Below are 22,776 nucleotides of genomic sequence, written 5' to 3'. Positions count from 1 at the left end.
AAAAATAAAAAATAACAAATTGGCATTTAAAGCTTATGTCTTTTTGTTTTGCACTCGCAACAGTATTAAAGGAGCTGTCACATGGGTAAATTGAGCTCTACCTTGTGGCTTATATTGTTTGTTTTTCCGCAGTTAGCATTGGCAAATAGCCAATATAATATGCGCAAAGGCGTAACCGATATAAGTAATAATGTTTATCAACTACACATGACCATATTTTTAATATGCTGTGTAATAGGCGTGATTGTATTTGCCGTTATGTTTTGGGCACTTATTCATCATCGTAAATCTAAAGGAGCAGTTGCTGCTCAATTTCACGAAAGTACCAAAGTAGAAATACTCTGGACAGCAATTCCATTTGTTATTTTAATAGCAATGGCAGTCCCCGCAACTAAAACATTAATAGCGATGGAAGATGCCAGTAAAGCGGATATCACTATTAAAGTAACTGGTTCACAATGGAAATGGCATTACGAATATATGGGGGAAGATGTTGAGTTTTACTCAATACTTGCCACACCGCAAAATGAAATTGCTAACCTAGCCGATAAAAACCCCAACTATTTACTTGAGGTAGATAAGCCTCTGGTATTACCGATCAATAAAAAAGTACGCTTTTTAATGACCTCCGACGATGTTATTCATTCTTGGTGGGTGCCCGATTTTGCTATTAAAAAAGATGCAAACCCGGGGTTTATTAACGAAACGTGGACCAACATAAACGAAGTCGGTATTTATCGCGGTCAGTGTGCTGAGCTATGCGGTAAAGATCATGGCTTTATGCCAGTGGTAGTAGAGGCTAAGTCAGAGGCCGATTTTAAAGTTTGGCTAGCAGATGCTAAACAAGCAAAGCAAAAAGCAGCAGCAGCAGATGCTGCATTACTTGACCAAACACTCCCTAAAGAAGAATTAATGACTTTGGGTGAGCAAGTGTATATGGCCAATTGTGCTGCATGTCATCAGCCCACAGGGTTAGGTTTGCCAGGCGTTTTTCCTGCACTTAAAGGCAGCCCGATAGTGCTTGGCGATATAAAAGACCACATTGATATTGTTATTCACGGAAGCCCCGGCACAGCCATGCAAGCCTTTGCTAAACAGCTCTCTATAAAGCAATTAGCAGCGGTAATTACTTATAAGCGTAATGCATGGGGTAATGATACCGGTGATGTAATTCAACCAAGTGAAATACAGGCAGCACTTGATGCCGATGGGGAGGCGAACTAATGAGTAGCATAGTAGAACAACCTGACATTAATGAAGCTCACCACGCTCATCATCCTGCTAAAGGCTTTAAGCGCTGGTTATATACCACAAATCATAAAGATATAGGTAGCTTGTACTTAATTTTTTCGCTAACTATGTTTTTTATTGGTGGTGCTATGGCTATGGTGATCCGCGCTGAGTTATTTCAGCCAGGATTGCAATTAGTCGATCCTCACTTTTTTAATCAAATGACCACGGTTCATGGGTTGATTATGGTATTTGGTGCCGTTATGCCGGCCTTTACTGGCTTAGCTAACTGGATGGTGCCATTAATGATTGGCGCGCCTGATATGGCCTTACCCCGAATGAATAACTGGAGTTTTTGGATTTTACCATTCGCGTTTTTAATTTTATTATCATCGCTATTAATGCCCGGTGGCGGTCCTGCGTTTGGTTGGACTTTTTATGCGCCGCTGTCCACAACCTACAGTAATGACAATACCGCCATGTTTGTATTTGCTGTGCATATTATGGGTATTAGCTCCATTATGGGGGCAATTAATGTAATTGTAACCATAGTTAACTTGCGTGCCCCAGGCATGACTTGGATGAAGGTCCCTATGTTTGTATGGACTTGGCTGATAACGGCATTTTTATTAATTGCGGTTATGCCGGTACTCGCAGGTGCAGTGACCATGGTGCTCACCGATAAATACTTTGCAACCAGCTTTTTTGATGCAGCTGGTGGCGGTGATCCGGTGATGTTTCAGCACATATTTTGGTTTTTTGGCCACCCCGAAGTATACATAATGATTTTGCCGGCTTTTGGCATTATTTCTACTATAGTTCCTACCTTTTCGCGTAAAAAACTTTTTGGTTATTCCTCCATGGTATATGCCACGGCGTCAATTGCGTTGTTGAGTTTTACAGTGTGGGCGCATCATATGTTTACTACCGGTATGCCGGTGGCTGGCGAGCTATTTTTTATGTACGCGACTATGCTGATATCGGTGCCCACTGGAGTAAAAATATTTAATTGGGTAGCCACTATGTGGCGCGGTTCAATTACGTTTGAAGTCCCCATGCTGTTTAGTATTGCTTTTATTGTGTTGTTTACCTTAGGTGGTTTTTCGGGATTGATGCTGGCCATTACACCGGCTGATTTTCAGTACCATGATACCTACTTTGTAGTGGCACATTTTCATTATGTACTGGTAACGGGAGCGGTGTTTTCTATTATGGCAGGCGCGTATTATTGGCTGCCTAAATGGACTGGCAATATGTATAACATAGCGCTGGCTAAATGGCATTTTTGGTTATCGCTGGTAAGCGTAAATGTATTGTTTTTTCCTATGCACTTTGTAGGGCTTGCAGGCATGCCACGCCGTATACCCGACTATGCGCTACAGTTTGCTGACTTTAACGCCATTATTAGTATTGGCGGCTTTGCCTTTGGATTATCGCAGTTGTTGTTTGTAGCTGTAGTGATTAAATGCGCACGCGGCGGCGACAAGGTTCCTGCAAAAGTGTGGGAAGGCGCAGAAGGACTGGAGTGGGAGGTAGATTCACCTGCTCCGTACCATACATTTTCAACACCACCGGAAATTAAATAATGATACACGCACCGCTACTTAAGCGCTTAGTTGTTATTTGCTTAGCCATGTTCGCATTTGCATTTGCGTTAGTGCCTTTGTATGACGTGTTTTGTGATATTACCGGCATTAACGGTAAGCCATCATTAGAGCAAGCAAAGCAAAGCACGCAAGTAATACAAAATCGCGAAATAAGTGTGAGCTTTACCACGCATGCACAAAGCGGTGCACCCTTTGCTGTGAAGTCTAAAGAGTACAGTGTTGCGGTAAAGCCCGGTGCTATGCGTGAGGTAATGTTTAGCGCCAAAAATAATAGTGACCAAGATAAAGTAATGCAGGCAGTGCCTTCGGTATCACCCGGTAGAGCAGCAAAATACTTACATAAAATAGCGTGTTTTTGTTTTGATCAACAGCCATTAAAAGCAGGTGAAGAACTAGAGTTTACGTTGCTTTTTTATGTTGATACCGCACTACCAAGTGACATTGAAGAGTTAACTTTATCTTATACGGTATTTGATATTAGTGAGCGGCTAGCAGCCAATAACAACTAGCCTAACTAGTGACAACCAGGAGCAAATAAAATGAAGCAAGAATATGAGCATTATTATGTACCAGATCAAAGCCCATGGCCGATTGTTGGCGCAGTAGCATTATTTTTTATTGCAGTAGGTGCAGCTCTAACCGTAATGAGTGCCGGTAAAGAAGGTGACAGTGGCATTTATATTTTGTACGCAGGTATAGCAGTACTGCTGTATATGTTGTTTAGCTGGTTTAAAAACGTGATTGATGAGGCCGGGAAAGGCTTATATTCAGCGCAAATGGACCGCTCTTTTCGACAAGGAATGAGTTGGTTTATTTTTTCTGAAGTAATGTTTTTTATGGCATTTTTTGGCGCACTTTTTTACGCCCGTATGCTTTCTGTGCCTTGGCTTGGTGGTGCCGATAACAATGCCATGACTAACGAAGTGCTTTGGCCTACATTTGAAGCTGTGTGGCCATTAATTACCACGCCAGGGGGCGACACTACCCAAGCTATGGGATGGCAAGGTCTACCGCTGATTAACACCTTAATTTTATTGACCTCATCAGTTACTTTGCATTTTGCCCATGTGGCAATAGAAAGTGATAAACGCGGCCAGTTAAAAGTGTTTTTAGGACTGACTATTTTATTGGGTGCAGTTTTTTTAGGCCTACAAGTAGAAGAATATATTCATGCGTATAACGATTTAAACTTAACATTAGATGCCGGTATTTATGGCAGCACGTTCTTTTTACTTACGGGTTTTCATGGCATGCATGTGACCTTAGGAACTATTATTTTATTGGTAGTATTTTTACGAATTTTAAAAGGACACTTTACTAAAGATAAGCACTTTGCTTTTCAAGCGGCGGCTTGGTACTGGCATTTTGTTGATGTAGTTTGGTTATGCTTATTTATATTTGTGTATGTGCTGTAGTTATTAAAGGGGCGTTATTGCCGCTAATAAAGCCAAGTTTTAGTGCGGCAATAACAACTATTAATACCACCACAGAAAATAATACGCGACGACCTAAAAAGTGAGACATAGGTCGTCCTTGGGTTTTTCCAGAGACCATAATAAATAAAGCGCGAAACAAGTTAAAAAGTATAAATAATAACAACAATACAATAAAAATTTTAATCATCACTAGGTTGACCCTTTATGCAGTTAATTAGATGGCGTGAACAAAAGTTTAGCTCAATAATCACCATTTGTATGGTGGTGATTGTAGTTTTGGTGTGTGTGCGTTTAGGTTTTTGGCAGTTAGAACGTGCGACACACAAACAACAGCAGTTAGCTTCTATTGCAACGCTGCAAACGCGCGGTGTAATGAGCTGGCAGCAAATGCTTAAACTACCTAGTAACTGGAATAAAACAGGATTGTTAGTTGAGTTAACAGGGCATTTTATTAACGATGAATATTGGCTTTTAGACAACCAAGTTTATAACGGGCAGGTGGGTTATGACTTACTGGCACTGTTAAAGCCAAATAACGAAACACATGCCATTTTGGTTAATTTAGGCTGGATAAAAGCTCCCCTATCGCGCGATACATTACCTAAAGTAACCCTACCTAAACACGCTTTTACGCTTACTGCTCAAATAAAAGAAAATAACCTCACTGCTTTTAGCCTCGAGAGTAAAACCAATAACATTGATTTACCAAAGCGAGTGCAAACAATTGAATTAAATAAGTTGAGCGAACAAAGCCAGCAATTATTAGTTAATTTTATGGCGTATCGCCAAGGTAGCGGCGATGCAATAGGTATACCTCACTATACCGCGGTTGTTATGAGCCCACAAAAACACCACGCTTATGCGGTGCAATGGTTTTTAATTGCGCTGGCGTGCGTTTTAGTGGCTATTTTTGCAAGTAAAAAAAGGACACATAATGAAAAATAACCCCCTTTTACTGTTTGTCATTTGCTGCGCTATTCCGCTAATTTTAGCGTACAGCGCGCTTAAATTAGATTGGTTACCTACCGCCATTACTAACAATGGTGAGTTTTTACAGCAACAGGTTAAATATGAAAATTGGCCGCAAAACAATCATAAGCAATGGACTATTGCCCTAAATTACTCCAATGGATGTACTACGCCTTGTAGTGAGCAATTAGCCGCACTAAATAATTTATACATAGCGCTAGGCAAAAACCAGAATAAAGTAGATGTCGCCGTGATAGGCGAAGTAAAAGCTGCCAACTCCCCGTGGAAAAGTATAGATGCGCAACCAAACTTACAACCGGCTAGTTTGTATTTAATCGACCATATGGGGCTTGTAGTGCTTGAGTATCCATTTAAAACACAGCCACAGGAAAATAGATTAGTACAAAAAGGACTATTAAAAGATCTAAAAAAATTACTGAGTTATTCTCGTTCGAGCTAAGTAGGAAGATGCCATGTATAAAAATTATAAAAACTGGGTATTAATAACGGGCTTATTGGCTTTGATAGTAGTGGCGTTGGGTGCTTATACTCGCTTAAGTGATGCCGGGTTGGGTTGCCCAGATTGGCCAGGATGTTATGGTTTTTTAACTGTACCCAAACATGAAGCCGATATAGCGCAAGCAGCACAAAGTTATCCCGATATGATGTTTGAAACCGCTAAAGCATGGAAAGAAATGATTCATCGCTACTTTGCCGGTACGCTAGGCTTGCTCATATTAGCCTTATTTGTATATGCTTTTTTAAAACGTCAATCGCCAACAACGCCAGTTAAATTACCATTACTACTGTTATTGTTAGTGATATTTCAGGCTGCATTAGGTATGTGGACGGTTACGATGAATTTACAGCCGTTAATAGTGATGGGCCACTTACTTGGTGGCTTTAGTATTTTAGCGCTGCTCACTTTATTATATTTACGATTAAACGCCAAGCCAATAATGGGGGGAGATGCAGGTGCAAGACGCTACTTTGGTTTAAGCCTAGTGGCGCTTAGCGTACTAATTATACAAATAGCATTAGGAGGTTGGTTGGCTGCAAATTACGCTGCTCCGCATTGTAATGGCTTGCCTTTATGTAGTAATGCCCAGCCATTTTCGCTTAGTAGTGTGTTTCAGCTCCCGCTTGAGCATGGTAACTACGAGTTTGGCGTCCTGTCGCAGCAAGCACGTATGTCGATTCATTTATTACACCGTATTTGGGCATTAGTTACTTGCATAGTATTGGCATTAATTATGTGGCGAATATACAGCCGTGCCTACTCGCAAAAAATAAAAAGCTGCGCCGTTAGCGTGTTAGTTGTCTTATTTTGCCAAATTGCTTTAGGCCTCGCAGTGGTGCATTGGCATATTCCGTTAAGTATGGCACTGGCACATAACTTAATGGCTGCCATACTGTTATTAACTTTAATTAGATTATGCTATTACCTCAAAGCACGAACTTAAAAGCACGAACCTAAAATTACAAATAGAAAGGAGCGTTGTTATGGCACTTACAATAGATAAAAAAGCAATACAACCTATAAATACACTACCGCTAATTACACGTAGTTATAATTTACTACAGGATTATTTAGCCATTAGTAAATTTAAAGTAGTCGCTATGTTGGTACTGACCGCGTGGGTTGGTTTGGCGCTAGCACCCGATGTAGGCAGAGGCATGGGTGTACAGTTTATAAGCTTACTTGGCATAGGATTGCTTTCAGCAGCAGCAGCGGTAATTAACCATGTTGTTGATAGCGAAATAGACAGCAAAATGGCGCGTACTCGTCATCGCCCTGTAGCTAAAGGCCGCTTAAGTAAGGCACATGCACTGAGTTTTGCAGCAATAATAGGTGTGGCAGGTTTTATTATGCTAATGCTATGGGCAAATACCCTTACCGCCATATTAACCTTATTTGCGCTGGTGGGTTATGCCTTTGTATACACCTCTTTTTTAAAGCGCGCTACACCACAAAATATTGTTATTGGTGGCCTTGCTGGCGCTATGCCACCCTTATTGGGTTGGGTGTCTGAAACAGGGCAAATGGCAGCTGCACCTTGGCTACTAGTGATGATTATTTTTACGTGGACCCCTCCACACTTTTGGGCCTTAGCTATAGCTCGTAAGAGCGATTACGCACGGGCTAAAATTCCTATGTTACCGGTTACGCATGGTATCGATTTTTCTAAAACCTGTGTGGTTGCTTACTCTGTGTTACTGGCAATTGTGTGTATATTTCCTTATTTGATAGGAATGTCGGGGTTAATTTATTTAATCGGCGCATCTGGATTAAATGCAGTCTTTATTTATAAAGCGATTAAATTAAAACTAGCCGCTAACGACGACACTGCTATGGATTTATTTCGCTTTTCAATTATTCATTTAATGGTACTCTTTATCATATTATTTATAGATAAATGGCTACTATTATGAAGCAATTATGGCTAGGGTTAGTTATTGTTTTAACACTGTTTTTATCGGCGTGCTCAGATGATAATGCACCGCCAGACGTTAATGCTTTAGTGTACGAGAATGCTAAACCTTTAGCCGACTTTAGTTTAGATGATCAACATGGCGAATTGGTTACTAAGCAGCAATTTTTAGGGCAATGGAATTTAGTGTTTTTAGGCTACACCAGCTGCCCCGATATTTGCCCGTTAACACTGGCTAAACTAAATGCGGTGTATAAAAATTTACGTAGTGATTACCCAGTGCAAATTTGGTTTGTATCGGTAGATCCCAAACGAGATACCCCAGCAAAACGCAAAGACTATATTGATTACTTTAATCCCGATTTTTTAGCGGTTTCGGGGGAGCACAAACACCTTTTTCCTATGGTGAGAGGGTTAGGCTTAATTTACGCTATTAGTGATAGTAGCGAGTCAGAGTATGCAGTTGATCATAGTGCTTCAGTGGCTATGGTCGATGGCAATGGGGCGGTAAGAGCAATATTTAAACCTGAATTTAAACAAGGTAGCGTGCCGTTAATAAACTCCAAAGAGTTAACTCAAGAATTTAAAAAAATAGCTGATTATTATAAAAACTAGTTATTTAAACAGTAAATTAAAAAGGAGCCCTAGGCTCCTTTTTTACTACTGTAATTAAAACTATTCAATAACCCAAGGCTGCGAAAACCAAAAATAGCTACCAGCATTGTTAATTGCAGGGGCGGTACAATTAAAGCGCGAACGACCTTTATTGAGCGCTTTAGGTGAGGTGACTTCTACTGTGTTTTTATTTATCCAGGTTAAATTAGCCTGGCCAACACTCGATACATAACAAGCAAACTGACTTTTATGAAAATCCCCCATAGTAAACTCAATAGTGAGTTTGGGTGGGTTTTGCGCCGTTACACTGTCTTCATAAGTGAGCGCGGTTATATTAAATGCGCGAGAATTCAATTTAGTGATCAGCGTATCTAATTTACTATAAAAGCCCGAAGCCGGAAAACGCGGTAAGCGACTAAAGTTAGAATCTTTATTTACAGCGCCAGAATGCTGACCTATACCAATAAAACCAAGCTCGGTTACTAGGGCTTGTAACTTATTGTTAAACTCGCCATACGGATAAGCTAAATATTTATAATCATGGCCAATTTCTGTTTTTATACGCTGCTGTGAATGTAGGATGTCTTGTTTAATGCGGGCTTGCCATTGTGCATCGCTTTCGTTTGCAAGCATATGGTGTAAGTAATCGTGTTGGCCACTATGATTGGCAATAAGTGCGCCTTTTTTTGCTAGCTCTTGGAGTTTATCCCAGCCCATTACATAGCCTTTACCTTCGTCTATTAGCTTAGGATTGACAAAAATTGTGTACGGATAGCCAAACTTTTCTAAAATTGGCGCTGCTTGCTCGTAATTATTGTTGTAACCATCATCGAAAGTAATAGCGACGGTTTTATCTGGTAAAGTGTGTTTTTGCTGCAACGCAGTTATCAGCTCATCTAAAGGAATAACATTAAAGTTATGCTCTTTTAAATAACTTAAGTGCTCAGTAAAAGTGCTCGCGCTAACACTGGTTACCGCCGGAAGGGTTTCACTAACGTGATGATACTGTAAAATAACGGCTGCTTGAGCGCGCAGTGAAATACTAATAAGGATAAATAATACTAAATGAAACAATTTCTTATACATAATAAAGCACACCATAAAAGCTTGTTGTTGTTAGCGGGTCCGATGATATTATCAAATATTACCGTCCCACTGTTAGGAATTGTTGATACTGCAGTAATTGGCCACTTAGGGAGCGCTCATTATTTAGCCGGTATTGCGCTGGGATCTGCGGTTATATCAATATTATTTTGGCTCGCAGGCTTTTTAAGAATGAGCACCACAGGGTTAGTGGCACAAGCTTATGGGCAAAACGATTTAACCCAATTGGCGGCGTTATTAAAACGCAGCTTAGTGCTTTCTTGCTTTGTTGCCGTATTGCTTATCGCCTTATCGCCTTTAATAAAACACGCCATTGCATTTTTATCGGCGGCCAATAGCGACGTGCTTACGCAAGCGTATCAGTATTTTAGTATTCGTATTTTTAGTGCGCCTGCGGCCTTATGTAATTTAGTACTATTAGGTTGGATGCTAGGTATGCATTATGGCCGTGGGCCGTTTTATTTATTATTAGTGACTAATATTACCAATATAGTGCTCGACATATATTTTGTTGTATACCTAGATTGGGCAGTAGCAGGCGCTGCATGGGCGTCACTTATTGCCGATTACACCGCGTTAGTTTTTGCCGTGGTGTTAGTTATTAAATTAGCTAAAAAACGCGGCATAAAACTAAGCGTACCAGGTTGGTTTAGCATTACAAAAATGACAAACCTACTAAGCTTAAACCGTGATATTTTTATTCGCTCATTTATTTTACAGCTCTGCTTTAGCTTTATGACCTTTTACGGCGCACGAATTGGCGAAACCACGCTAGCAGCAAATGCAGTATTACTTAACTTTTTAATGTTGGTAAGCTTTGCACTCGACGGTATTGCTTATGCCAGTGAGGCAAAAGTAGGGCATGCTAAAGGTCAACAAAGTGTAAAAAATATTGAGCTTTGGGTAAGAATAAGTGTGTTTTGGGGCGCGCTATTTGCCTTAGCATACAGTTTGTTTTTTGCTATATTTGGCCGCTATATTATTACGCTATTAACTAATGTGCCGGAAGTGATCACCACGGCTACGCTGTACTTGCCTTGGATTATAGCCTTGCCATTATTGGCAATGAGTTGCTTTTTATTTGATGGTGTATTTGTTGGACTTACCCGGGCAAAGGCAATGCGAAATAGTATGTTGCTCTCAGCAAGTGTTGGTTTTTTTGGTGTATTTGCAGTGTTTCATCAGTGGGAGAATAATGGTTTATGGTTAGCAATGAGCTGCTTTATGCTAATGCGAGGAGTAACATTAATAGTGAAATACCAAAAGTTAAAGGCAAATAATCAGTTATTAGATTAAGGTAATTTGGTGGCTTATTTCCATAGGTCGGGGTCGTGGTTTTTAGGCTCAATATTTTTAAGTACTTGTGAAAAGCGATTAGCAAAAATACCGCTGTAGCCCCAAGCAGCAAAAAACAAAGCTGGCACTAAAATAACAACGCCAATAATTTGCAAGCTGTAGTGACTGTAATAGCCTAAAAAAATAAATATCACGGCTAGCACAAACAGTGCTACGCCGCGAAAAAAACGCTTTAAGCTAAGCTTAGGGTTGCTCCCTAAGCTATATATAAGCGACTTTAGCATTAAAAATGCTTATTAATAGTAAGAATGATCGCCCGCTTGGTGCTCAGTAATATCGGCAACACCAGTGATCTCTTCAAACTTTTCGATCATCTCTTTTTCAATGCCTTCTTTTAACGTGACATCGATCATAGAACAACCATTACAACCACCGCCAAACTGTAATACAGCAATACCTGCAGCGGTAATTTCCACTAAGCTTACTTGGCCACCGTGGTTAGCAAGTTGTGGATTTACTTCGGTTTCTAGCATGTGTTGTACGCGTTCGTTTAACGATGCATCACCGCTAATTTTACGCGCTTTAGCATTAGGTGCTTTTAGTGTTAACTGAGTACCCATTTTGTCGGTAACAAAATCAATTTCAGCGTCTTCTAAAAAGGGTGCACTTTCTGCATCTACAACGCCGTCAAAACCATTAAAGTTTAGGCGAATATCGCTGTCTTCTACAGCGTCTTCTGGACAATAAGAAACACCACATTCCGCTTGTGATGTACCAGGGTTTACAACAAAAACACGAATGTTGGTTTGTTGTGCTTGATCTGCTAATAGTTTAGCAAAATGCGCTTGTGCTGTTTCGGAAATTGAAATCATAAGACCGTCTATACTTGACTAAATTACTCGGATACTGCATATCATACCCCGCTCATCGTGTTGCGGCTAGTGTTGAGCGTAAAAAGTTGGCATCTATTTTAAGCAATGCTAGCGTGCAAACAACAAACATTTTATGAGTAAATTATATGCGTATAATAATAAAAATAACATTAATGATAATGGTGGCAATACTGAGTTTTTCAACTCAAGCTAAACCATTGTCTTACTACTTTGCAGAGGATGTTGAGTTTGATCCAAGTATACCCACTCCAGAGCAAGTGCTTGGTTATCAAGTAGGTGAGTGGCATGTAAGGCACGATCAGTTGGTGCGTTATATGGAAATACTAGCACAAAAAAGTGATCGAATTAATTTTGAAGTAATAGGGCGCACGCACGAACAGCGACCATTAGTGATGCTGACTATTACCGCCGCCAATAAATTAAAAAATATAGAGCAAATTCGCCAAGCCCATTTAGCGCGTTTAACGCCTAGCAACACGCAATCACCAGAGCAGCCTGGTGTTGTATGGATGGGTTACAGCGTACATGGTAATGAGTCGTCGGGCAGTAATTCTGCATTGCTGGTGGCGTATTACTTAGCCGCAGCGCAAGGTAATGAAATAAATGAGTTATTAAATAATACCGTTATTTTACTCGACCCTTCACTTAATCCCGATGGTTTAGCTCGTTTTGCTAATTGGGCTAATAGTAATCGTGGTATGAACTTATCGTCAGACCCCGTTACCCGAGAACACGTGGAAAGCTGGCCAAGTAGCCGTACTAATCATTACTGGTTTGACTTAAACCGCGACTGGTTATTACTACAACACCCAGAATCGCGTGCGCGTATTGCAAAGTTTCATCAGTGGAAACCAAATATTTTAACCGACTTTCATGAAATGGGGCCAAACAGCAGTTACTTTTTTCAGCCCGGTATTCCATCGCGTAAACACCCGATTACGCCTGATGAAAATGTCAGCTTAACTAAAGCAATTGCAAATTATCATGCTAAAACATTAGACGAAAATAATGCGCTATACTTCACCGAAGAAAGCTTTGATGACTTTTATTACGGTAAAGGCTCAACTTATCCAGACGTAAATGGTGGCGTAGGTATTTTATTTGAACAAGCCAGTTCGCGCGGGCATATTCAAGAAACCGTAAATGGGCCTCTCAGCTTTGCTTTTACTATTAAAAACCAGCTGCTTACTAGTTTATCAACATTTAAAGCCGCGATAGACAACCGCCAAGCCTTACTCGATTACCAAGCTAAGTTTTATAACCAGGCGATAGATTTAGCAGCCGATGAAAGCTTTCAAGGTTATGTAGTTGCAGGTGCAGCCGATAACACCCGAGTTAACGACTTTTTAAGCATACTGCAACAGCACCAAATTAACGCTTACCCTTTAACAAAAGAGCTAAAAGCAGGTGGTGAAACTTATTCTAGCAATAGCTATTTTGTGCCTTTAGCACAGCCACAATACCGTTTAGTTAAAGCTATTTTTAGCGAACAAAAAAACTTTGCCGATAACACTTTTTACGATGTATCTGGCTGGACACTAGCGCATGCATTTAATTTACCCTTTGCTAAAGTAACCAGTAGTTGGGGATTAAAAGTTGCTGATAACGCATGGCAACAAGCCGCTACACCGCGCTTTGCACAACTTAATGAAGGGTATGCATTTGGCTTTTCGTGGGATGATACCTTGGCGCCAAAAATGCTCAATAGTTTACTGCAGCAAGGGGTAAAAGCCCGTGTTGCATTAAATTCATTAACGGCTAAGTCAGTAAACAGCGAAGAAGTAAATTTTGCAGCGGGGAGTATTATTATTCCTGCAGGGTTACAAACAAATAGTGATTGGATAGCACAGCTTAATCAGGCGCAAAATGAGTTTGGCATTGCTATTAAGCCAATAACGTCAGGATTAACCAGTAAAGGTGCCGATTTAGGGTCACGCTCAATGGCGGTGCTTAGCGCTCCCAAAGTGCTGCTGTTAGGCGGTAAAGAGGTAAGCCAATATGAAGCTGGAGAAGTGTGGTACTACCTAGACCGTTTTGTAGGTGTTGCTCCAACCATTGTTGAGCTAGAGCGTTTGGGCTCAATTGAGCTAAGTAATTACAGCCATATTGTGCTGGCTCATGGTAACTACAGTGGTTTATCTGACGCTGATAAAGTGGCCATAAAAGGTTGGGTTAGAAAAGGCGGTGTTATTTGGGGTCACAAAGGCGGTGCTAAATTTTTAGCGGATCAGCAACTATTAAAAGCCAGCTACTTGTCTCGCAAAGAAGTAGCCAGTGCGTTTAAAACCGACGGTTTAAACTATGCTGATAAAGAGCATTTAGCTGGGCGTCAGCGTATTGCAGGCGCTATTTTTAATACCCATGTAGATTTAACTCACCCACTTACCTTTTCATTACCACGTAATACGCTACCTGTATTTAAAAATAGCACTTGGTTGCTGGAGACCTCAGAGGCACCGTTTGTTAATGTGCTTACCTATACTGAGCAGCCATTACTTGCGGGCTTTACCGATGCTGTAAATGTTACTCAAGTTGCCGGCGCAGCAGGCTTAATTGCGCACTCTTACGGGCGTGGAGCAGTAATTGGTATGACCGACGATCCGGTGTTTAGAGGTTATTGGTACGGTACGAGTAGGTTACTTAGTAACGCATTGTTTTTTGGCCACACGTTTCGGGTAAGTGGCGACTAACTATTAAAATTTTAAATAGGCGTTAAGCAAGTGGTAAAAGCCCACACTTGTTTAGCGCCTGCCTGTTTTAAAGCCTGGGTGGCTGCATTAAGTGTAGCGCCTGTGGTCATAATATCATCAACAATTGCCACCGTTTTACCACTCATATCTGCAGTACATATAAATGCGTCTTTTAAATTTTTAACCCGCTTAGCTTTAGTTAGCTTAGATTGTGCGTGCGTTTTTTTATTACGTAACAGCGAATCACTAAGTAAATTAAAAGATGATAAACACGGTTGCCATACTTGTGTTACTTGATTAAAACCGCGCTGAAAAAATCGACTTTTATGCAGTGGTAATATAATAAAGGTATCGGGCAGCGGGTAATCAGGAGTAAAAAAAGTACTCAATTGTTTAGTAATAACTTGTTGTAATGCATTTTTATAATGTATTTGATTATTAAACTTAAGTTGCTTCAGCCATTGCTCAAAAGGGGGCTGGTAAAACGCACAGGAAAATAACTTATCAAATTCGCAGTTAGGAAACATTTCAATAATATCAGGGCGATATAGCAAGTTTTTTTGCTCGCTTAAATCAAATAATGGTAAATCTTCTAAGCAATACTCACACAAGCCCAGCGCGGCTGGGACTGGGCCTTGGCAAAGTACGCAATGCGACTCAAACAGCCAATTTATAAATGCGTGCTTCATCGGGTAAATATACTCATTACAATCGCCTAGTTAAACGCTATTATAAACTTCAGTTTGGTTAAGGTTTGGCAAATATGCAAAATGAATTAGTGTTACTACATGGTTGGGGTATGAACAAAGGTGTATGGCAATTAGTGCAGCCAGAGCTAGCATTTATTCATAATAACAACGTACGCAGTATTGATTTACCTGGCTACGGTAGTAGTAAAACATGCCCAAACCCTTATACCTTACACAGCGCTGCAGCACTTTTAAGTGAGCAGTTAAAACCACACTCTATTTTAATGGGTTGGTCTTTAGGTGGGTTATTTGCACTATACATTGCTAAACATTGGCCCGAAAAAGTAGCTAAAGTGATACTTGTTGCTGCTAGCCCCTTTTTTGCAGAACAAGCGCCGTGGCCGGGTATAAAAGCACAGGTTTTAACGCAATTTAAAGAGCAGCTTGTTAATCATGGTGAAAAAACCATAGAGCGATTTTTAGCTATTCAGGCAATGGGCAGCGAATCGGCTCGTGATGACGTAAAACAACTTAAACAATTGCTAAATCAATATAAAGCCCCTGAAAATGAGGCTTTGACTGCGGGTTTAGATATTTTACAAAATGAAGATTTACGAGCGCTATTTACTCATTGCCCTGTGCCTATAAGCGCTATATTTGGTCGTTTAGATGCACTTGTTCCTTATAGAGCAATTGCCCAAATGGCAGCACTTAATACTGAGTTTGAGTATGAAGTATTAGATAAAGCGTCACATGCTCCTTTTATTTCTCATAAAAATGAATTTATATCTGCCGTTAAATCAATGCTTTAAAATAGAGCGACGAATAGCGCTGGTTAAAGCTTTATTTTGCGCATTAGTTGAGCGATAATTAAACAATATTTATTTTAATGGAGATTTAATATGCCAATAGGATCTGCATTTAATAGTGGCCTAGAAGGGTTTAACCGAGCTAGCCAAGGAATTGAAAGAGCCAGCGCAGAAATTAACCGTGCCAGTATTGAACAACAAGACGATGCGCAACTAGCACAGCAGCGCCAACTTACGGCTGCTCGCTCAGAAGAAGCGGTTACTGCGCCAGTAGCAAAACCTGCCCGTATTGATGAAGCTTTGGTAAACTTAAAAGTTGAAGAGTTTAACGCTAAAGCGAATACGCAATCGATTCAAACTGCCGATGATGTGCTCGGCACATTAATTGATATAAACGTTTAAATATTATGAATATTGTCACGCCATTCCCGTCTATTAATATAAACACCGCAAATGTTTATACCGAAACTGCACGGCGTGATAATCAGTTGCGAGAAGTTATTCCCCCGCCAGCATCAAGTACGGCTAGTAGCACCGAAAATAAAGCCCAAAGTGATGCCGAAAAAGCTAAATTACCGGGTAACAGTGACCCAGCTACTTACGACGCGAAAGGAAAACTGGCCGGTGAAAAGTCTGTTGAGGCACGTGACGAAAGTTCAGGCAATTCAGATAATGCTGAGCAAGAAAACGAGCAAGAAAAAAACCAAACAACAGAACAAGAAGCAGCAAAAGAAGAGCAGCAGTTAGCGCAACAAGCACTACAAATTAAAGAGCTTAAAGCGCGTGATACCGAAGTACGTGTGCACGAACAAGCGCATGCAGCAGTGGGTGGGCAACATGCGGGCTCGCCTAGTTATGAGTATCAGCGTGGCCCAGATGGCACTAATTACGCTGTGGGTGGCGAAGTGCAAATAGATGTGGGGGCTATAAGTGGCGATCCACAAGCAACCATAGAAAAAATGCAAACAGTACGTGCAGCAGCACTTGCCCCTGCTCAACCATCGGGTGCAGATAGAGCAATTGCTGCCGATGCCACGCAAAAAATAGCCACCGCACAGGCTGAACTTGCAAGCCCAAAAAGTAATGAAGACGAAAAAACAACAAGTAAAGCAGCCGCTTCACTTTCAAGTAATGATAGCAGTGAAGAAAAAACAGCAAAAAGTGCAGAGCAAACGCGCGATACACAAGTTGAAGCACGCGCTGGGCGCATTGCTAATTTTTATCAAATGGCGACATCGCCCGCAAGCAACAGCGGTTTTTCAGCGCAAATATAGTTAACCTGAACTCTGGTTAAGAGATTTACTAACGTATTGAATTATAATTATATTTAACTTTATTTTCTCTAGCCAGAGATTTTCAGTGAAAATAAGGCGAGTTTACGCGTCAATAGCTGGCCTATTGCAAGTAAATTCAACGCAGTTAGCGCTGAAAATAACTGCTTGAGATAGGTTTATTATCCGGAGATCAGGTTAGTTATGTAGCTTAAGCAATACTGAGCTTAAAGCTTTTATCAAAATACCCAAATAAAAAAACCGCTAACGCGGTTTTTTATTTTTAGCTATATAAGTATTACTTTTTCAGTTTAGCGTTAGCAAATGCATCAGCAAACGCATTGCCCATTAGCGCATTACCATTATCACGCTTTGGCTTAGCAGCTCTTGGCTGTGAGTTGTTGTTAGCGCGTGGCTTTTGCGCAGCAGGAGCTGCTGGCTTATTACTGGTATCAATGTCGTCATCTAGGCGCATGGTAAAGCTAATGCGTTTACGTGCGGCATCAACTTCAACTACTTTAACTTTTACAATGTCACCAGCTTTAACAACTTCACGCGGATCAGAGATAAACTTATTAGTAATTGATGAAATATGTACTAAACCATCTTGATGTACACCTACATCAACAAAAGCACCAAAATTAGCAACGTTAGATACAACACCTTCTAAAATCATTCCTGGTTTTAGATCGCTTATTTTTTCTACGCCGGCTTTAAATTCAGCAGTTTTAAACTCAGGGCGAGGATCGCGCCCTGGCTTATCAAGCTCGCTAATAATATCGGTAACGGTAGGTAAACCAAATTTATCGTCAATGTAGTCGTTAGCGGCTAACTTATTTAAAAAGTTGCTGTTACCCATTAAGCTATTTACATCAATGCTATTGTGCTCACAAATACGCTTAACAACAGGGTAAGCCTCAGGGTGAACAGATGAGTTATCTAGCGGATCGCTGCCGTTGTTAATACGTAAAAACCCTGCGGCTTGTTCAAACGCTTTTGGCCCTAAACGCTCTACTTTTTTAAGCTCACTGCGTTTTGCAAACGAACCATTAGCATCGCGATAGTTAACAATATTTTGCGCTAAGGTTTTGTTTAAACCAGAAACGCGGGTTAGTAATGGCACCGAGGCCATATTTAAATCTACGCCTACAGAGTTTACACAGTCTTCTACTACTGAGATCAGGCTTTGCCCTAATTGGCTTTGCGATACATCGTGCTGATATTGACCTACACCTATGGCTTTAGGCTCAATTTTAACCAGCTCAGCTAGAGGGTCTTGTAAACGACGGGCAATAGAAACCGCGCCTCTTAGAGAAACGTCTAAATTAGGAAATTCATTAGCAGCAAGTTCTGAGGCAGAATAGACCGATGCACCCGCTTCGCTAACCATAATTTTATTAAGTTTAAGCTCGGCATTAGCTTTCATTAGTTCAGCAATTAACTTATCAGACTCGCGAGACGCGGTGCCATTACCAATCGCAATAAGCTCAACCTTATGTTGACGACAAAGCAGCTCTAAGGTGCGTACAGATTTTTCCCAGTGATTTTGTGGCGCATGTGGGAAAATAGTTTGTGTGGTTAAAAGTTTGCCAGTGCTATCTACAATCGCAATTTTACAACCGGTACGTAGACCAGGATCGAGCCCTAGAGTAGTACGCGGGCCAGCTGGTGCGGCCATGAGTAGGTCTTTTAAGTTTTTAGCAAATACATCAATTGCACCGGTTTCGGCTTTTTCGCGCATAGCCGCTAAAAATTCATTTTCTAAGTGTAAGCCTAGTTTAATTTTCCACGCCCACTGCACCACAGTTAATAACCAGCTGCTAGCTGCTTGGTTTTTAATATCTAAGCGATAATGATCAGCTATCATTTGAGCACAAAGTTGCGCTGAATTTTCTGAGCTTGGTTCAGGATTAATATTAAGCTGTAAAATGCCTTCATTACGGGCTCTAAGCATAGCAAGCGCACGGTGCGAAGGTACTTTTTTAAGAGCCTCTTGATGCTCAAAGTAGTCACGATATTTAGCGCCAGCTTGTTCTTGGCCTTTAATTAAGCTGCTTTCAATAACCCCATTTTGACTAATGTAGCTTCTGAACTTCGCGAGTAACTTGGCGTCTTCGGCAAAACGCTCCATTAAAATAAACTTAGCACCTTCAAGGGCTGATTTTGTATCAGCTATGCCTTTATCGGCACTTACAAACTGCTCAGCTTGCTGCTCTGGATCTAGGTTGGCATCATTAAATAGTGCATTGGCAAGCGGCTCTAATCCCGCCTCTATTGCTATTTGCCCTTTGGTACGACGCTTTGCTTTATAAGGCAGGTATAAATCTTCAAGCTCAGTTTTACTTTGTGCAGCATTAATATCGGCGCTTAGCGCTGCAGTTAGTTTTTTTTGTGACTCTATAGTTGATAAAATAAAGCTACGGCGCTCTTCAAGCTCTCGTAAATACGACAACCTTTGCTCTAACAACCGCAGTTGCGTGTCGTCTAGTCCGCCGGTTACTTCTTTTCTGTAACGGGCAATAAAAGGAACCGTTGCGCCTTCATCAAGTAACTTTGTTGCTGCAACAACTTGTTGCTGTTGTGCGTTTAACTCACTGGCTAAACGTGCAGAGATATCGCTCATGCAAAAACCTTATAAAACAAAAATAAGACCAGTTAAATTAACTTAACTGGCGGGTCAATTGCTTGAATAATATCACAGGGGAGGGTAATAAAAAGGTCTTAAAGCAAGCTATTTTGCTTGCTTTAAGATGTAACAATCAAAGCGATAACTTTAATTGTTGTAAAGCGCTTTAATGGGGGTGATCTACGCTCTCTAGTACTTCACTAAATGAGTTAGCAATAGGGGTTATGTGCACAGGTATTTGCAGTGTTTTGGCAATTTCGCGAGCTGAAATTAAGCCACATATTTCATTATTAGCAGTAGTCACTAATAAAAACATAGCGCCACGGTGCTCCATTGTTTGTAGTGCATCGCCAATACATGCGTAGCTTAAGCTTTGCATGCTTACACCGAGTAAATTAGTTAACGGGGTCATTAAGTGGTGTAAGTTAACTTCGCTGCGCGGCAAGCCTATACGCTGGGCTATTATCATTGTTTTTGAGCTTTGTAAGTCTGCACTCGAAACAATGCCTATTAGCTTATGCTGCTCGTCGGTGACTAAAATAAAGTTTGAAGGTTGCACACTAAGTTGTTTTAGCGCTTGCTCAATGGTTGTATCGAATGATGCACGCACTGGTATTTTATTCGTAAAGTTATTAATCATTTTAATAGCAGGAGAGGTTAAATCAATAAGCGGTTGTTCAACAGCAAACGTGTTAGCAATAACGCCATGAGAAATATCTTGAATACGAAGTTCTTTAAAGTTAGACATATTAGTCACCTTATTTAGTTATAAAATTTAATAGTTTGAAAAGTAAGTTATTAAATTAAATAGCTAGGTGGGCCTCGCTGATGCGCGCAGCTAAAAGGTTTGTCTAAAATAGTACTCTGGTAATAAGAGTAGGGTGCTTTAGGGAGTGGTTGCAGTACCCTAAGGCTAATAACATAGGCATGAGAATCAAAGTCTATGTCGGGATTTGTTTGATCAGGAGTGTCACAAGCAATAAAGTGGGGAGTAACTATACTTGAGTCTAGTTGGGTGTTTTTAGGGCTAGCATGCAAAGTCAAACTTACACTCATGAAGAGTGCAAACAATACGGCATTACTTAATATGCGCGATACTATGTTTGACATAAATACGACCTTAATTAACGAGTCTCAAATTAAAATTGTGTAACTTGAGTTAAATCAGTTATAGCTCATTGCATTAAGTTACACAATAAAAAGTTAATATGATCTGAATCAAAGCAGCTTAACTATTTTTTTGATAGCTAATGCTATTTACGTACCACTGTTTTTTGCCTTGAGGGGTGATAACGTCAAACTCGTCATCTACTTGTTTTTTTAACAACGCTCGCGCCATTGGTGAATCAATCGAAATATAGTCTTTACGCTCGTAAATTTCATCGGGACCGACAATTTTAAACTTTTTAGTCTCGCCTTGCTCATTTTCAATTTCAACCCAAGCACCAAAAAACACTTTGCCATCTTGCACAGGCGAATAATCAATAATTTTTAAGTCGGGTATGCGCTTACGTAAGTAGCGCACACGGCGGTCTATTTGCCGTAGAAGCCGTTTATTATATTGATATTAGTACTACTGTGTTTCGCATACTAATTATCATTAAGTAAGTAATATAATTTGCTAAATCAATATAAATACTCTAAACCTAGTTATCTTAGTGTCACTAACTATATACTTAATAGTACAACTTATTGGATTAGTATTTTGGCTTATATTCTAAAACGGCGTGTCGATTATAAAGCAAATCAATCTGTCTTGGCTGTTAGCTTGCCAGTACTCATAACAGATAAAGGTATATTAGTTTCACATCTTAGATTTCTTTATACAAAACGTAATAAATCTCAGTCTTGGCTTGAACGAAATGTGTTTGCGGTTGAGCAACTGCTTAAGTTTATGAATGCTCATTCAAGTACATTCACATCAGCAACTGAGCTATTACGTTCGTTTGTTGACGTTCTTTGCTTTGGCTCAATAGATGATTCTCAGAATGATCCCTCGAATTTGTATTGGTCCCCGCGAAAGGTTGAAGATGTTAATGTGTTATTGAGTCATATTAATTGTTATTGTGACTATCTTGATGAAATCTATGGATATGATCTTCCTAACCTAAACCCATTAAGAAAAGCTACTAGAGCTGAAGAACGAATGCGCTGGTGTGCTTATTATAAACGTGAATCGAATTGCTTTTTAAATCATCTGAGTAACCCATCTAAAAATAGATTCGAAATGATACGAAGCATTCAAGGGCCAATGAATCATTTACTATCTATTGAGTCTGTAAATCGATTTCCAGAAGAGCACTTTCAGCGCTTCTTGAAGTATGGGTTTCTTAATCATCGAACACGAGAAGTTGATTTTGGCTGCGTCTTAATAGTTATGTTAATGCATTATGGTGGACTAAGATTATCTGAATGCTTTCACATATATATTCGAGATATTACTATTGATGTTAAAAATAGTACGGCAATTTTTTCTGTTTTTCACCCAAGCGATGGAGCTAGTCCAGAGCTAGGTTTCTCCAATCGACGCGAGTATCTAAATACTCGCTTTCGACAAAAACCACGCAATGAATATCAACGCTCTCATAGGCTTTATTCAGGATGGAAGCAGCCTCTATTAACGAATAAAAATCTTTCTTTCGATGTCATGATATTTCCAAATAACAAGGCTAAAGAACTGGCTTGGTTACTGGAACAATATCTAGCAGTAAGAATTACTGGAAATCATCCATACCTTTTCACTAACTCAAATGGAGACCCTGAATCTAAAAAGAACTTTATCCAAAAGTACAAACGTGGAGTCGAGCGAATTGGACTTGATGCTGGAAAGTGCTTCGGTACTAGCCCACATTCTCATCGGCATTCTTATGGATATAGTTTAAACCAAGCAGGCTTCAATCAGCTAGAGATACAAAAAGCTATGCACCATAAAAGTAATTTCAGTTGTTTGGTTTATTTGAAACCTAATGATACCGATATTCGTAATATAATGAGAAAGAATGATATATGAAAAAGTACTTTTATCCAGAATATGTAGTGGTCAATAAAATTTGGCCACAGTTTTAGAATCTTTGTATCTGATCTCAGACTCATTTGGCGCTAAACCAGC

Annotated in this window: 23 protein-coding genes and 1 pseudogene; 15 read left to right on the top strand and 9 right to left on the bottom strand. The window is 40.2% G+C overall.

Annotation, left to right across the window (positions count from 1 at the left end; all coding sequences use genetic code 11):
- The first annotated feature begins 81 nt into the window (after positions 1 to 81).
- From coxB to AAEZ18_RS06300, 4 genes are read left to right on the top strand one after another with little or no spacing between them, the layout of a single operon-like run.
- The gene (gene coxB / locus AAEZ18_RS06315) at positions 82 to 1,224 is read left to right on the top strand and encodes a cytochrome c oxidase subunit II (RefSeq protein WP_011329500.1); all 1,143 of its coding nucleotides are present in this window, start codon (positions 82 to 84) and stop codon (positions 1,222 to 1,224) included.
- Positions 1,224 to 2,816 carry a cytochrome c oxidase subunit I gene (gene ctaD / locus AAEZ18_RS06310; RefSeq protein ID WP_011329499.1) on the top strand — a complete coding sequence of 531 codons (1,593 nt, stop codon included), beginning with the start codon at positions 1,224 to 1,226 and terminating at the stop codon, positions 2,814 to 2,816. The genes coxB and ctaD overlap by 1 nt, the downstream gene beginning before the upstream one ends.
- Positions 2,816 to 3,346 (top strand): cytochrome c oxidase assembly protein, encoded by a 531-nt coding sequence (locus AAEZ18_RS06305; protein ID WP_086997121.1) that lies wholly within the window; start codon positions 2,816 to 2,818, stop codon positions 3,344 to 3,346. The genes ctaD and AAEZ18_RS06305 overlap by 1 nt, the downstream gene beginning before the upstream one ends.
- Before the next feature lie 30 nt (positions 3,347 to 3,376).
- Positions 3,377 to 4,252, top strand: a complete 876-nt coding sequence (locus AAEZ18_RS06300; protein WP_011329497.1) for a cytochrome c oxidase subunit 3 — start codon at positions 3,377 to 3,379, stop codon at positions 4,250 to 4,252.
- Here AAEZ18_RS06300 and AAEZ18_RS06295 read toward each other — a convergent pair.
- Positions 4,230 to 4,460, bottom strand: a complete 231-nt coding sequence (locus AAEZ18_RS06295) for a DUF2909 family protein (protein WP_050754475.1) — start codon at positions 4,458 to 4,460, stop codon at positions 4,230 to 4,232. The two genes, AAEZ18_RS06300 and AAEZ18_RS06295, sit on opposite strands and share 23 nt — an antisense overlap.
- Positions 4,461 to 4,477: 17 nt before the next feature.
- Between AAEZ18_RS06295 and AAEZ18_RS06290 the strand changes: the two genes are divergently transcribed.
- Genes AAEZ18_RS06290 through AAEZ18_RS06270 form a run of 5 tightly spaced genes read left to right on the top strand, consistent with a single transcriptional unit; the run spans position 4,478 to position 8,289 of the window.
- Entirely contained in the window at positions 4,478 to 5,218 is a 741-nt protein-coding gene (locus AAEZ18_RS06290; protein WP_089368860.1) for an SURF1 family protein, read from the top strand.
- On the top strand, positions 5,208 to 5,702 hold the full coding sequence (locus AAEZ18_RS06285) for a transmembrane cytochrome oxidase associated protein (RefSeq protein WP_086997112.1): 495 nt from the start codon (positions 5,208 to 5,210) through the stop codon (positions 5,700 to 5,702). Before AAEZ18_RS06290 ends, AAEZ18_RS06285 begins: the two co-directional genes overlap by 11 nt.
- 13 nt (positions 5,703 to 5,715) lie before the next feature.
- The gene (locus AAEZ18_RS06280; protein ID WP_089368859.1) at positions 5,716 to 6,705 is read left to right on the top strand and encodes a COX15/CtaA family protein; all 990 of its coding nucleotides are present in this window, start codon (positions 5,716 to 5,718) and stop codon (positions 6,703 to 6,705) included.
- 40 nt (positions 6,706 to 6,745) lie between these two features.
- Positions 6,746 to 7,675, top strand: coding sequence for a heme o synthase (gene cyoE / locus AAEZ18_RS06275; RefSeq protein ID WP_011329493.1), 930 nt, complete (start codon positions 6,746 to 6,748; stop codon positions 7,673 to 7,675).
- Positions 7,672 to 8,289, top strand: a complete 618-nt coding sequence (locus AAEZ18_RS06270; RefSeq protein ID WP_089368858.1) for an SCO family protein — start codon at positions 7,672 to 7,674, stop codon at positions 8,287 to 8,289. The genes cyoE and AAEZ18_RS06270 overlap by 4 nt, the downstream gene beginning before the upstream one ends.
- 60 nt (positions 8,290 to 8,349) lie before the next feature.
- Here the strand turns inward: AAEZ18_RS06270 and AAEZ18_RS06265 are convergent, their stop codons facing one another.
- Entirely contained in the window at positions 8,350 to 9,375 is a 1,026-nt protein-coding gene (locus AAEZ18_RS06265) for a polysaccharide deacetylase family protein (protein ID WP_011329491.1), read from the bottom strand.
- A 42-nt stretch (positions 9,376 to 9,417) separates the two neighbouring features.
- Here AAEZ18_RS06265 and AAEZ18_RS06260 point away from each other — a divergent pair, with 42 nt between their 5' ends.
- On the top strand, positions 9,418 to 10,689 hold the full coding sequence (locus tag AAEZ18_RS06260) for an MATE family efflux transporter (RefSeq protein ID WP_089368991.1): 1,272 nt from the start codon (positions 9,418 to 9,420) through the stop codon (positions 10,687 to 10,689).
- A gap of 14 nt (positions 10,690 to 10,703) precedes the next feature.
- Here the strand turns inward: AAEZ18_RS06260 and AAEZ18_RS06255 are convergent, their stop codons facing one another.
- Both AAEZ18_RS06255 and nfuA read right to left on the bottom strand, forming a co-directional pair.
- A complete protein-coding gene (locus AAEZ18_RS06255) occupies positions 10,704 to 10,973 on the bottom strand; it encodes a hypothetical protein (RefSeq protein WP_011329489.1) in 270 nt (89 codons plus the stop codon).
- Between the two features lie 12 nt (positions 10,974 to 10,985).
- Positions 10,986 to 11,561, bottom strand: coding sequence for a Fe-S biogenesis protein NfuA (gene nfuA, locus AAEZ18_RS06250; RefSeq protein WP_011329488.1), 576 nt, complete (start codon positions 11,559 to 11,561; stop codon positions 10,986 to 10,988).
- A gap of 179 nt (positions 11,562 to 11,740) precedes the next feature.
- On the opposite strand from nfuA, the gene AAEZ18_RS06245 reads away from it, so the two are divergent.
- Complete coding sequence (locus AAEZ18_RS06245) at positions 11,741 to 14,272, top strand: M14 metallopeptidase family protein (RefSeq protein ID WP_350594092.1); 2,532 nt, start codon at positions 11,741 to 11,743, stop codon at positions 14,270 to 14,272.
- Positions 14,273 to 14,283: 11 nt separating this feature from the next.
- On the opposite strand, the gene AAEZ18_RS06240 is transcribed toward AAEZ18_RS06245, so the two are convergent.
- Entirely contained in the window at positions 14,284 to 14,961 is a 678-nt protein-coding gene (locus AAEZ18_RS06240; protein ID WP_011329486.1) for a ComF family protein, read from the bottom strand.
- 74 nt (positions 14,962 to 15,035) lie between these two features.
- Between AAEZ18_RS06240 and bioH the strand changes: the two genes are divergently transcribed.
- The 3 genes from bioH to AAEZ18_RS06225 all read left to right on the top strand — a co-directional run bounded on the left by bioH (position 15,036) and on the right by AAEZ18_RS06225 (position 17,044).
- On the top strand, positions 15,036 to 15,773 hold the full coding sequence (bioH, locus tag AAEZ18_RS06235; RefSeq protein WP_011329485.1) for a pimeloyl-ACP methyl ester esterase BioH: 738 nt from the start codon (positions 15,036 to 15,038) through the stop codon (positions 15,771 to 15,773).
- A gap of 90 nt (positions 15,774 to 15,863) precedes the next feature.
- Entirely contained in the window at positions 15,864 to 16,172 is a 309-nt protein-coding gene (locus tag AAEZ18_RS06230) for a hypothetical protein (RefSeq protein WP_011329484.1), read from the top strand.
- Between the two features lie 5 nt (positions 16,173 to 16,177).
- Positions 16,178 to 17,044, top strand: coding sequence for a putative metalloprotease CJM1_0395 family protein (locus AAEZ18_RS06225; protein ID WP_341255339.1), 867 nt, complete (start codon positions 16,178 to 16,180; stop codon positions 17,042 to 17,044).
- Between the two features lie 295 nt (positions 17,045 to 17,339).
- Here AAEZ18_RS06225 and AAEZ18_RS06220 read toward each other — a convergent pair whose 3' ends face one another.
- The 4 genes and pseudogenes from AAEZ18_RS06220 to AAEZ18_RS06205 form a co-directional block, all read right to left on the bottom strand.
- Positions 17,340 to 19,664 (bottom strand): Tex family protein, encoded by a 2,325-nt coding sequence (locus AAEZ18_RS06220; protein ID WP_350594056.1) that lies wholly within the window; start codon positions 19,662 to 19,664, stop codon positions 17,340 to 17,342.
- A 169-nt stretch (positions 19,665 to 19,833) separates the two neighbouring features.
- The gene (locus tag AAEZ18_RS06215; protein WP_086998923.1) at positions 19,834 to 20,415 is read right to left on the bottom strand and encodes a CBS domain-containing protein; all 582 of its coding nucleotides are present in this window, start codon (positions 20,413 to 20,415) and stop codon (positions 19,834 to 19,836) included.
- A 50-nt stretch (positions 20,416 to 20,465) separates the two neighbouring features.
- Complete coding sequence (locus AAEZ18_RS06210) at positions 20,466 to 20,777, bottom strand: hypothetical protein (RefSeq protein WP_011329480.1); 312 nt, start codon at positions 20,775 to 20,777, stop codon at positions 20,466 to 20,468.
- A 118-nt stretch (positions 20,778 to 20,895) separates the two neighbouring features.
- A pseudogene (locus tag AAEZ18_RS06205) lies at positions 20,896 to 21,234 on the bottom strand (GreA/GreB family elongation factor); the annotation flags it as partial.
- A 138-nt stretch (positions 21,235 to 21,372) separates the two neighbouring features.
- Between AAEZ18_RS06205 and gmtY the strand changes: the two are divergent.
- Positions 21,373 to 22,677, top strand: coding sequence for a gamma-mobile-trio recombinase GmtY (gene gmtY / locus AAEZ18_RS06200; RefSeq protein WP_016900090.1), 1,305 nt, complete (start codon positions 21,373 to 21,375; stop codon positions 22,675 to 22,677).
- The last annotated feature ends 99 nt before the right edge of the window (positions 22,678 to 22,776 follow it).

Source organism: Pseudoalteromonas sp. 19-MNA-CIBAN-0066 (assembly GCF_040308705.1).
Classification (GTDB): domain Bacteria; phylum Pseudomonadota; class Gammaproteobacteria; order Enterobacterales; family Alteromonadaceae; genus Pseudoalteromonas; species Pseudoalteromonas nigrifaciens.
This window is presented reverse-complemented; position numbering and strand designations above follow the sequence as displayed.